General features: G+C 66.8%; 12 protein-coding genes. 4 read left to right on the top strand and 8 right to left on the bottom strand.

What is annotated here, in order from left to right:
• Positions 1 to 58: 58 nt before the first annotated feature.
• The 5 genes from CHRYSEO8AT_RS01580 to CHRYSEO8AT_RS01560 all read right to left on the bottom strand — a co-directional run bounded on the left by CHRYSEO8AT_RS01580 (position 59) and on the right by CHRYSEO8AT_RS01560 (position 4,159).
• Positions 59 to 1,945 (bottom strand): CocE/NonD family hydrolase, encoded by a 1,887-nt coding sequence (locus tag CHRYSEO8AT_RS01580; protein ID WP_159845288.1) that lies wholly within the window; start codon positions 1,943 to 1,945, stop codon positions 59 to 61.
• Positions 1,946 to 2,015: 70 nt separating this feature from the next.
• Entirely contained in the window at positions 2,016 to 2,657 is a 642-nt protein-coding gene (locus CHRYSEO8AT_RS01575) for a M23 family metallopeptidase (protein WP_159845285.1), read from the bottom strand.
• Between the two features lie 178 nt (positions 2,658 to 2,835).
• Positions 2,836 to 3,060: a YdcH family protein gene (locus tag CHRYSEO8AT_RS01570; RefSeq protein ID WP_159845282.1), complete on the bottom strand. Its 225-nt coding sequence runs from the start codon at positions 3,058 to 3,060 to the stop codon at positions 2,836 to 2,838.
• A gap of 35 nt (positions 3,061 to 3,095) precedes the next feature.
• Positions 3,096 to 3,560 (bottom strand): TIGR02444 family protein, encoded by a 465-nt coding sequence (locus tag CHRYSEO8AT_RS01565; RefSeq protein ID WP_159845279.1) that lies wholly within the window; start codon positions 3,558 to 3,560, stop codon positions 3,096 to 3,098.
• On the bottom strand, positions 3,560 to 4,159 hold the full coding sequence (locus CHRYSEO8AT_RS01560) for a UbiX family flavin prenyltransferase (protein WP_159845276.1): 600 nt from the start codon (positions 4,157 to 4,159) through the stop codon (positions 3,560 to 3,562). Before CHRYSEO8AT_RS01560 ends, CHRYSEO8AT_RS01565 begins: the two co-directional genes overlap by 1 nt.
• Before the next feature lie 116 nt (positions 4,160 to 4,275).
• Here CHRYSEO8AT_RS01560 and CHRYSEO8AT_RS01555 point away from each other — a divergent pair, with 116 nt between their 5' ends.
• The gene (locus tag CHRYSEO8AT_RS01555; RefSeq protein WP_159845273.1) at positions 4,276 to 4,449 is read left to right on the top strand and encodes a YdcH family protein; all 174 of its coding nucleotides are present in this window, start codon (positions 4,276 to 4,278) and stop codon (positions 4,447 to 4,449) included.
• A 218-nt stretch (positions 4,450 to 4,667) separates the two neighbouring features.
• Here CHRYSEO8AT_RS01555 and CHRYSEO8AT_RS01550 read toward each other — a convergent pair whose 3' ends face one another.
• Positions 4,668 to 5,333, bottom strand: coding sequence for a DUF1013 domain-containing protein (locus CHRYSEO8AT_RS01550; RefSeq protein WP_135195170.1), 666 nt, complete (start codon positions 5,331 to 5,333; stop codon positions 4,668 to 4,670).
• A 220-nt stretch (positions 5,334 to 5,553) separates the two neighbouring features.
• Here CHRYSEO8AT_RS01550 and CHRYSEO8AT_RS01545 point away from each other — a divergent pair, with 220 nt between their 5' ends.
• Entirely contained in the window at positions 5,554 to 6,150 is a 597-nt protein-coding gene (locus CHRYSEO8AT_RS01545) for a beta/gamma crystallin-related protein (protein ID WP_159845270.1), read from the top strand.
• A 3-nt stretch (positions 6,151 to 6,153) separates the two neighbouring features.
• Here the strand turns inward: CHRYSEO8AT_RS01545 and CHRYSEO8AT_RS01540 are convergent, their stop codons facing one another.
• A complete protein-coding gene (locus tag CHRYSEO8AT_RS01540) occupies positions 6,154 to 7,125 on the bottom strand; it encodes an NAD(P)H-quinone oxidoreductase (protein WP_159845268.1) in 972 nt (323 codons plus the stop codon).
• 88 nt (positions 7,126 to 7,213) lie between these two features.
• On the opposite strand from CHRYSEO8AT_RS01540, the gene CHRYSEO8AT_RS01535 reads away from it, so the two are divergent.
• Both CHRYSEO8AT_RS01535 and CHRYSEO8AT_RS01530 read left to right on the top strand, forming a co-directional pair.
• Entirely contained in the window at positions 7,214 to 7,417 is a 204-nt protein-coding gene (locus CHRYSEO8AT_RS01535) for a DUF1192 domain-containing protein (RefSeq protein ID WP_159845265.1), read from the top strand.
• A gap of 109 nt (positions 7,418 to 7,526) precedes the next feature.
• Positions 7,527 to 8,027 (top strand): DUF1465 family protein, encoded by a 501-nt coding sequence (locus CHRYSEO8AT_RS01530; protein ID WP_159845262.1) that lies wholly within the window; start codon positions 7,527 to 7,529, stop codon positions 8,025 to 8,027.
• Between the two features lie 5 nt (positions 8,028 to 8,032).
• On the opposite strand, the gene CHRYSEO8AT_RS01525 is transcribed toward CHRYSEO8AT_RS01530, so the two are convergent.
• Positions 8,033 to 9,595 carry a murein L,D-transpeptidase gene (locus CHRYSEO8AT_RS01525; protein WP_159845259.1) on the bottom strand — a complete coding sequence of 521 codons (1,563 nt, stop codon included), beginning with the start codon at positions 9,593 to 9,595 and terminating at the stop codon, positions 8,033 to 8,035.
• Positions 9,596 to 9,734 lie beyond the last annotated feature (139 nt).

Here is a 9,734-nt window from a genome sequence, read left to right as displayed (position 1 = left end):
CTGCCGTCAGCCTAGAAGGGGACGGCAGGGGACGCCAGCGGCTTCGGCGTCGCGCCGCCTACTTCAGCACCGGCAGGTCGATGTAGGAGGCGTCTTCGCCGGCGTGGTGGATGCCGTTGTCGGCCACGACGCCCTGGCTTTCCGTCTCGTTCGGCCCGCCGGTGTTCAGGTTGCGGACGAATTTGGGGAAGTTGGAGCTGGTGACCTCGACCCGGATGCGATGCCCCGGTTCGAAGGTGTTGCTGATCGTCATCGGCGTGGGCTGGACCGTCGCCACCTGGCCGGGCGTCAGCGGTGTGGGGCGGTCGTAGCCGTCGCGATACCTTGCGCGCATGATGGTGTCGCCCAAGATATAAGCCGTGCCGTCCGGCGCCACGTCCACCAGCTTGACCGCGAAGTCCGTGTCCGACGCCGAGGACGACACCTTCAGCACCGTGTCGATGAAGCCGGTGACCTGCATCGGTTCGCTCAGCGGTTCCGACGTATAGACCAGCACATCGTTGCGCGCCTCGATCGACCGCTGGTCGAAGGCGCCGGCCGTGACCAGACCGCCGTTGCAGCAGTCGCCGCCGCCGATGGTCTGGACCGGATTCATCGGGTCATAGCGATAGCGGTCCGTCTGTTCGCCCGCCGGCGGCGCTTCCAGGCTCAGCAGGCCGTCGCCGTTCAGGCTGTTGGCCGCTCCGCCCGAGCGCAGATACATCCGCACGGTCTTGACCCCTGCCGGCGGCCACTGGGCGGCGGTCCGCCATTCGTTCTGGCCCATGTTGAAATAGCGGACGTGCGGCGTGCTTTCGGGGAAGGCGTGGCGTTCGCCCTTCAGCCAGCGGTCGAACCAGGCGTGGACCATGGCGTCGCTGTTCAGGCTGGCGTCGCCCAGCGGCCGGTCGCCCGACTTGTAGTTCGGCCCCAGCCCGCCATAGGCGCAGTGGTTGTTCGGACCGATCACGACATACTGGTTCTCGGCCGCCTCGCGGTCGCCGGTCGTCGAACGGGCGTGGTTGAACAGCTCCATGTTCGGGCCGATGGAGACGTCGTACCAGCTGTTGAACCAAAGCGACGGCACGCCCCAGCCCATGTCGTCATGATACAGGCCGCCTTCGCGCCAGGCCTGATCGGCGGGCGTGCGGGCGATCAGTTCCTCGAACGTGCCGGCCGGCTCGCCCAGGTCTTTCAGCATCTCGTCGACGGGCAGGTGGCGGATCTGGCTGGGCCAGTTCACCTCGGGCTTCTTGGCGTCCAGGTCGTTGTAGCGGACGATGCGCGCGCGGGTTTCCTGGTCGACATCCATCGGAATCTGCGCGCGCTGCGGATTGTCCACGCCGTAAAGCCAGACGAAGAACAGGTTGCGCGGCACGCCGCCGGTGTACCAGTTGCCCTGTTCTTGGAACCGACCGACCTTACCGATGCCCGCGCCCGAGGCCTGGGGTACCATGGCGGCGTGGGCGGGGTGGTTCTGCGCCGCCAGGGCCAGCTGCCATTCCGCCGACGACGAACAGCCCAAGGTGCCGACCTTGCCGTTCGACCAGGGCTGTTCGGCGATCCAGGTCAGGGCGTCATAGCCGTCGGTCTGGGGGTAGCCGAGGATCTGATAGTCGCCGCCCGAGAAGTAGCGTCCCCGCTCGTTCTGGATCACGAAGGCGTAGCCTTGGCTGACCCAGCTCAGGGCCGAACGGGTGGTGCGGGCGCTGTAGGCCAGTTCGTTGTACGGTGTTCTGACGAAGACGGTGGGCAGAGGTCCTTCGGCGTCCTTGGGGCGGTAGACGTTGGTCGCCAGGCCCACGCCGTCGCGCATCGGCACCATGACCGCCATCTTCACGTCCGCGATGCGCGACAGCTCGGTCTGGGCGGCGGCGTCGCTGTAGCGGCCGTAATCCTGAGCGGCGGCGGCGACCGGCGTGGCCGCCAATATGCCCGCGACGATTGCGGCGACAAATCTGTTCAATCCCAATCCCTCCGAAAAACGGAGAGACGTTAGGCCGATTTCGTCCCGTGTCGCAATGTCGCGGGCAGCCTTAGGTCTTCGCCTTCACCGTCACTTCGAAATGGCGATCGACGACCTTGGTCGGGTTGACCTGGGCGCCGTCGCGGCGGACTTCGAAATGCAGGTGGGGGCCGGTGGAATAGCCGGTGGAGCCGACTAGGCCGATGCGCTGGCCCATCGTCACGGCGTCGCCGTTCGCCACGTCGATGCGGCTGAGGTGGCCATAAAGCGTGCTCATGCCATTGGGGTGGCGCACCTCGATGAAGTTGCCATAGCCCTCGGGGTCGTAACCTGTGCGGACGACTTCGCCTTCGGCGGCGGTGAAGACGGTCGTGCCTTTTGGAGCGGCGATATCGACGCCCTTGTGGGCGCGAGCCCGGGCTTCGATGGCCAGTTTGCGCAGGCCGAAGGGGGAGTTGATCGCATAGCCGCGCACGGGGGCGGAAAAGGCGATCTGGCGTGTGATCGGACCGGCCTTCTCGACCTCTGCCTTGACCGGCGGGGCGACGGGAATGGCGATCTGTGCGAGCGGGGGCGTGGCGGCCTCACGGGCGGCATTGGGCGCGGCGGCGGCGGCGAACACGGCGATCGCAGCGAAGGCGGCCGTCTGGCCGGAGTGGATCAAAAGGGTCTTGCACCGCGCTAGTGGCGCGTTGGTAAGCAGGCGTCGCATTCGGCGGCGTCTCCAGCGTCTTTACGCTCTGGAATGAAGGCACGCGGCGCCCGACGGCGCACGGCGTTCCGTGGAAGACCGGCTTATGCCTATCGGCTGGGGCGACTTTGGGGCTGTGGCGGGGCGGCGGATGGTCGCACGCCGGAACCCGCGCCTTGCCGTCCTGGATCAGGCCCGATCAGGCGATGATGTCGGGCAAGATCTCGTCTTCGATCTTCACGATCTCGTCCTTCAGCGCCAGCTTCTTGCGCTTCAGCCGGGCCAGCATCAGTTGGTCCGGAACAGCGGCCAGGCTCAGGGCGTCGATGGACGCGTCCAGATCGGCGTGTTCCTGGCGCAGCAGTTTGACGCGGGCGTGTAGCGCCGCTTCCTCTTCGCTGATGTCTGGAAGGTCGTCGTTCATCGTGTCATCCCCCGACGCTTATAGCCAAGCCGTCGTCAGGCCGGAAGGGCGTCGGCAAGGCGGATCAGCGCCGGTCGTGGCGTGACGGAAGCCCAGACCCTCGCCGTGGCGACCAGGGCGTCAATGGCCGGTCGAGCCGGGCCGGCGGGTTCGGGCGCCAGCGCCTCTAGCGCCTCCAGCAGGTGTCTTTCCGCCTCAAGCTCCAACGCCTTGATGCGGTTTCGAACCGCCTCGCGTGGGCCGTCGTCGATGTCGGGGATGGGGGCTTTCAGCGTGCGGCGAACCGAACGCAGGGGCGCGACGACGACGCTGTCCCAGGCGCGGGCGGTGTCGCAGGCGGCCTCGATGGTCTCCGCATCCGGCTTGCGGCCGGTCGCCGCGACCCAGCCGGACCACAACAATACCGGCACGTTCTGCTCATGACTGTCCTGCAGCCCCAGACAGGCCTCGCCCACGCCCGGCGCGCTATAGGCGGCGACGGCCCAATCCCACAGCCGCATTATTTCAGCCCCTCCCAACGCCGCACCGCGCCCCAGTCCAGGCCGAACAAATCCAGCGTTCGCCCGACTGACTGATCCACCATCTCCAGGATCGACGCGGGCTTGGCGTAAAGGGCGGGCAGGGGCGGGGCGATGATCGCGCCCATCTCCGTCAGGGCCGTCATGGTGCGCAGGTGGCCCAGGTGGAACGGCGTCTCGCGCACCATCAGAACCAGCGGCCGCCGTTCCTTCAGCGTCACGTCCGCCGCCCGCGTCAGCAGGCTGGAGGTCACGCCCGTGGCGATCTCGCTCATCGTCTTGACCGAGCAGGGCGCCACGATCATGCCCAGGGTGCGGAACGAGCCGGAGGCGATGGTCGCGCCCACGTCGGCCAGTTTGTGAACGACGGACGCCTTGGACGTCAGGTCGTCGGGCGACAGATCCGTCTCCTGCGACAATGTGAGCAGGGCGGCCTTGGTCACCACCAGATGGCTCTCGACGCCCAGGTCGTTCAGCGCGTCCAGCATGCGCACGCCGTAGATCGCTCCGGAAGCCCCTGAAATTCCGACCACCATCCGGGCGGGCGGGTTCCGTATGGCTCCGTTCACATCATCGACCATTTTGGGGGTCAGCCTCCGTGGGGTCCGGCGAGACCGGCTGTCACTGGAAAGTGATTCCACAGCCTGCCAAACCGGGCGCTCACTCTACTGGTCCCTAACCTGAGGAGGCGCAAGCCATGACCATCGAGGCTCGTATTCGCGAACTGGGTAATCGTCATCGCAGTCTGGATGAGACCATCCAGAAGGAACTTACCCGCCCGTCCACGGATCCGTTGCAGGTCAGGGCGCTGAAGCAGAAGAAGCTTCGGCTAAAGGAAGAAATCACCAGTCTGGAGGCGCGGGCGCACTAGCGACCGACCTGCCTGAAAACGACGACGGCCCCGGAGATCGCTCTCCGGGGCCGTTTTTCGTGCTGTCTCCTCCCCATGAAATGGGGAGGTGGCGCGGCGCGTCTTCGCGCCGTGACGGAGGGGTTCTTCACCGCATCGCAGGCGCCTGTGGGACTTGAAGAGCCCCTCCACCGCTACGCGGTCCCCCTCCCCACGTTGTGGGGAGGAGACGATGTGTTTTAGTCCTTGGTGCCGAACACCGAGGCTGCGGTCGGTTCTGCGGTCGGACGCTGGCGGGCTTCCGGCACGAACTCAGGCTCGGCCTCGACCTGTTCGACGGGCTGGATGGTGCCGCCGCCCTTCTTGAGGTCGTCCTTGGTCTTCTTGTCGGCGGCCTTCTTGACGATTTCGTCCAAGGCCAGCTGGCCGACCAGGCCCAGTGTCACGGGATCGACAGGCTTGATGTTGGCGCTGTTCCAGTGGGTACGGTTGCGCACGCTCTCGATGGTGGACTTGGTCGTCCCCAGCATCTTGGCGATCTGGGCGTCGGTCACTTCCGGGTGATTACGCACAAACCAGGCGATGGCGTCCGGGCGGTCCTGACGACGCGAGACCGGCGTGTATTTCGGGGCCGGCTTGGCCGACTTCATCAGTTCGGCGTGACGGCTGACGATGGCCTTCATCCGGTAGTTCTCGTCGCCCTGGGCCTTGTCCAGCTCTTCGCGCGTCAGCTGGCCGCCCGTGACGGGATCGACGCCGCGGATGTCGCGCGCCACGTCGCCGTCGGCGATGCCGCGGACTTCCAGCGGGTGCAGTCCGCAGAAATCGGCGATCTGCTCGAAACTGAGGGAGGTGTTGTCGACCAGCCAGACCGCAGTGGCCTTCGGCATCAGAATGTCGCTCATGGGGCGTTCGTCCCGGTGTTGTTAAGCCGCCGAATGGAGCTTCGGCTGGCGTTGGATACGACGGCGCCCGGCCTTTCGACCGGGCGCGTAGGGTTTCGATATAGGCCTATTCGCCTGAAAAGAAAACGCCGACCGACAATCCTATACAGCAACGGTTCATCCGCTACGGCGCAACCTTCGCGGTAGTGAAGACTTACAGCCTGTGGAGAGGAGAACCACTATGTCCCTGTTATTCGCTGCGGCCCTTGCGGCCGCCATGTCGTCCCCGGTCGAGCCGCAACAGCAACGCGTCGCACCGAGAGGCGGCTACGCTCAGAGTTGCACCGAAGCCTATGTGAACCGGGGTCGGCTTTACGCCGACTGCCGCGACACGCGCGGCCAGATGCGCGGCACCTCGATCGAGCTGGCGCGCTGCGGCAATGAGGAGATCAACAACGAAAACGGCCTGCTGGTCTGCGGTCGCTTCCGTGGCGATTACGAGGGTGCCCAGCCCGGTCGTCCCGGCCCCGGCAACGGTGGTCCGGGTTGGGGCGGCGGAAACGGCGGCGGCTGGGGCCGTTCGTCCATCACCGTATATGAAAACTCCAACTTCCGCGGCGCTTCGCGCGAGTTCACCAGCGAGGACCGCAACCTCGGTCGCACCCCATTCAACGACCGGATCAGCTCGCTCCGCGTCCAGGGCCGTTGGGAAGTCTGCACCGACGCCGAGTTCCGGGGCCGTTGCCGCGTCGTCGAAGGCGATGTCCGCAATCTGAGCGGCGGCTTCAACGACAGCATCTCGTCCATGCGCCCCGTGCGCGGGGGCGGGCGATACTAGGCCTCAGACGGTCAGGACGATCTTGCCGATGTGCCCGCCGGCCTCCAGCTCGGCGTGCGCATCGGCAGCTTGTTCCAACGAAAAGACCGCCTGAACCGGCGGTCTGACCGCGCCGGACGCGACCCAGGGCCAGGCCGTCGCCTCGACAGCGGCGGCCAGCCTGGCCTTTTCGTCAGTGGGACGGCTGCGCAGCGTCGATCCCGTCAGCGTCAATCGCTTCAGCATGATCCGCTGCAAGTCCATCTCGACCTTGGCTCCAGTTAGAGAGGCGATGACCACCCACCGCCCGCCGGTGTTCAGGCTGTTCAGGTTCAGGGCGGCGTAATCTCGCCCCACCATGTCCAGAACCACGTCGGCCCCGCCTGCCGCCTTGATCTGCGCTTCCAGATCGTCGGCCGAGGCGTCCAGGCTGATATCCGCTCCAAGTGTCTTCGCCGCCCTGGCCTTATCCGCCCCGCGCGAGGTGGCGATCACCTTCGCGCCGGCCGCCTTGGCCATCTGGATCGCCGTCACGCCGATGCCGCTGGTCGCGCCGTGGATCAGCAGGGTCTCGCTGGCTTTCAATGCCCCGCCCTCGAATACATTGGCGAAGACGGTGAAGACGGTCTCCGGCAGCACGGCCGCCTGGACGAAGTCGAGACCCTTGGGGATCGGCAAGACGTGCCGCGCATCCACCACCGCCTGCTCGGCGTAGCCGCCGCCGCCCAGAAGTGCGCAGACCCGATCCCCGACCTGCCAGCGCGTCACGCCTTCGCCGACGCCCGCGATTTCGCCCGCGACCTCAAGGCCCAGCACGTCCGACGCGCCGGGGGGAGGGGGGTATCCGCCGTTTCGCTGCAACAGGTCGGGCCGGTTGACGCCCGCCGCCCGCACCCGGATCAGCACCTGCCCCGGCCCGGCGACGGGATCGGGGCGTTCGGCGATCTTCAGCGCCTCGGCCGGGCCAGAACCGCCTTCGATCTCGATCACGCGCATCGCACTTCCCTTGCATTCGTCCGTATCCGGGCGTTCAGATAAGGGTCCTGGGCCGCCTTGGCCATGACAGCGCGGAAAGGCGACGACGATGTTCGAAGATATTGAACCCCGCCCGCAACGCGGCGAACCCCTGCGCGCTCTGTCGCGCGAGGATCTGGACGTCTATTCCATCGAAGATCTGGAAGAGCGGATCGCGGCCCTGGACGACGAGATCGGACGCGCCCGCCGCGCAATCGAGGCCAAACGCTCCAAGAAAAACGCCGCAGACGCCCTTTTCAACTTCGGTTCCTGATCGCGAATGGCACGCTGGCATGGCATGAGCGTTGCATCTTTCGTGCGAACGGTTCCGTCAGGGGCCGATTGCAGGACGGAATCGCATTTCCCTAATGATCAAAGCTCAAATGACCTCCGCTCCGTCCTTCGCTGACCGCAGCCGCACCGTGCGCGATTTCGCCCGTTCGGAGCTGTTCGACCGCACCTTCCGCGAAGGCATGGAACTGGTCGAGGAGACCGCCGCCTATCTGGACGGCGAGGGCCGTCGCGATTCCAAGATGCTGTCGCGCGCCGCCGCCCTGGCCTATGCGGCCGAAAGCATGAAGCTGACGACGCGCCTGATGCAGATCGCCTCTTGGCTGCTGGTCCAGCGGGCCGTGCGCGAGGACGACATGACGCCGGAAACGGCCTGCGAGCCGCGCTATCGCCTGAACGAGCGCCGCATCGAGGCAGAGCCCAGCCACGCCGAACTGCCCATCGCCCTGATCGAATATCTGGTGCGGTCGGAAAAGCTGTTCGACCGCACCCTCTATCTGGATCGCCGCATGTATGCGGACGCCCAGGAGACGGCGCCCGAAAACGCCGTCCTCAGCCAGATGGTCCTGCTGGAAGCCGCCTTCCGGGGCTAACGCCTCTACGGCCCGACGTCGTTGGCGTCGGCGCGGCCGTCATCGACCGGCTTGGGCAGGTTGACCCCGATGCCCAGCGCCTGGGCCAGCTTGTCGTCGCGGCCATAGACATCTTCGCGGAAGGCCACGCGTCCCTGACCGTCCACGAAGGCGGTCCAGTACAGCAGCCGCACCGAAATCTCGCGCCCGGTGGTGACGCGCGTCGTCTCGCGCGTGTCCTGGGCCGTGTCGAACTGGCTCAGCTTGGTCGGGTCGGGCGACAGCAGCAGGCGCGCGAACTCCACCGCATTCTGCACCCGCACACAGCCGTGGCTGCGCTGACGCGTGGACAGGTTGAAGGCGGCCTTCGACGGCGTGTCGTGCAGGAAGATGGCGTAGCTGTCACGCAGTTCGAACTTCACATAGCCCAAGGCCGAACGCGGGCCGGCGCGCTGGATGACCGTGCCGTCCTTCACATACATGTCGTTGGCGGCCAGATAGCCCGGACCCTTGGGCAGGATTTCGCGACGCGCGATGCCGGCCGGCACATACCAGGGCGGATTGGCCACGACCGAGGCGAACGGCTTCTCCAGGCTGGGCGTCTGGTTCTCGGCCGAGCCGACCACGACCCGGTTGGAGTGAACCGGCTTGCCGTCCTTCCAATAAACCATGATGGCGGCGGCGGTGTTGACCTCGATCCGCTCGGGCGCGACATCGCGCTTCAGCCAGCGGCGGCGTTCCAGGTTCAGGGCGATCTGGCGGGCGCGGTCCTCGGCCGATGCACCCAGCGAACGTTGGGTCCCGGTGCCGACGCGGCCGTCGGCGCCCAGGCCGTGGCGGTTCTGGAAGCCCTGCACCGCGCGCTGCAGTTCGGCGTTGTAGGTCAGGCCCTGCGCCTTCAGTCGCGCGCCGTCGGCGGCCGACAGATCGCCCTCGGCCGTCAGCCGGTCGATCAGGGCGGGGATGCGGCGGTCACTATTGCCCGGCTCGATGGTGCCGCCCGGCGCGAAGGCGGGCCAGCCACCCTGCGCCGCCAGGCGGCGATAGCGTACATAGCCGGCCGACAGGTTCTGATAGCCGATGTCGGTGGGCGCCAGACCGTCGTACCAGTTGGCCAGCACATTGCGGCTCAGCGCGTCGCTGAGGCCGCGCGGCAGGTCGACGCGGTTCTTCTGCATCTCCCACAGGTCTTCGACCGTCTCGGGCCGCACCTTGCCCTCGGCCAGGACACGCGCATAGGCGAGGGCGGCGGTGGTGGTGCGCAGGTCGGCGCTGGCCGGATCGGCCGCCAATCCCACGAAGTCGAAATAGTCGGTTCCCGCCAGGCCGTGGCGATCGGCGCGAGCGGCGGCGGCGTTCAGGGCGCGCATTCGTTCGGCGTTCCAGACCGGCCGCCAGCCGTTCATCTCATAGAAGGCGCGCACGTCCGCCTGCTGCGTCGCGGGCAGGCGCGAAATCTGGTCGTTGAAGCTGTTGTAAAAGGCGGTCGCCTCCGGTCCGCGCTGCACGAAGACCTGCTGCGCGCGCGCCGTGGAGCCGAGGGCCATGGCCGCCGTGGCGACGCCCAGACCCAGTTGCCGTCTATTCATATCCAGTCCGCTTCTTCGATCGCTTCGGCCAGCGTGGCCAACGCCCCTGGTACCCGAACGCCGCCACATTATCGGTGTTCCGGCCAAACAAAAAGCGCCGGCCTTGCGACCGACGCTCTTCGTGACCCGTTTGCTGCGA

It is taken from the genome of Brevundimonas sp. G8 (genome assembly GCF_902506205.1).
Classification (GTDB): domain Bacteria; phylum Pseudomonadota; class Alphaproteobacteria; order Caulobacterales; family Caulobacteraceae; genus Brevundimonas.
This window is presented reverse-complemented; position numbering and strand designations above follow the sequence as displayed.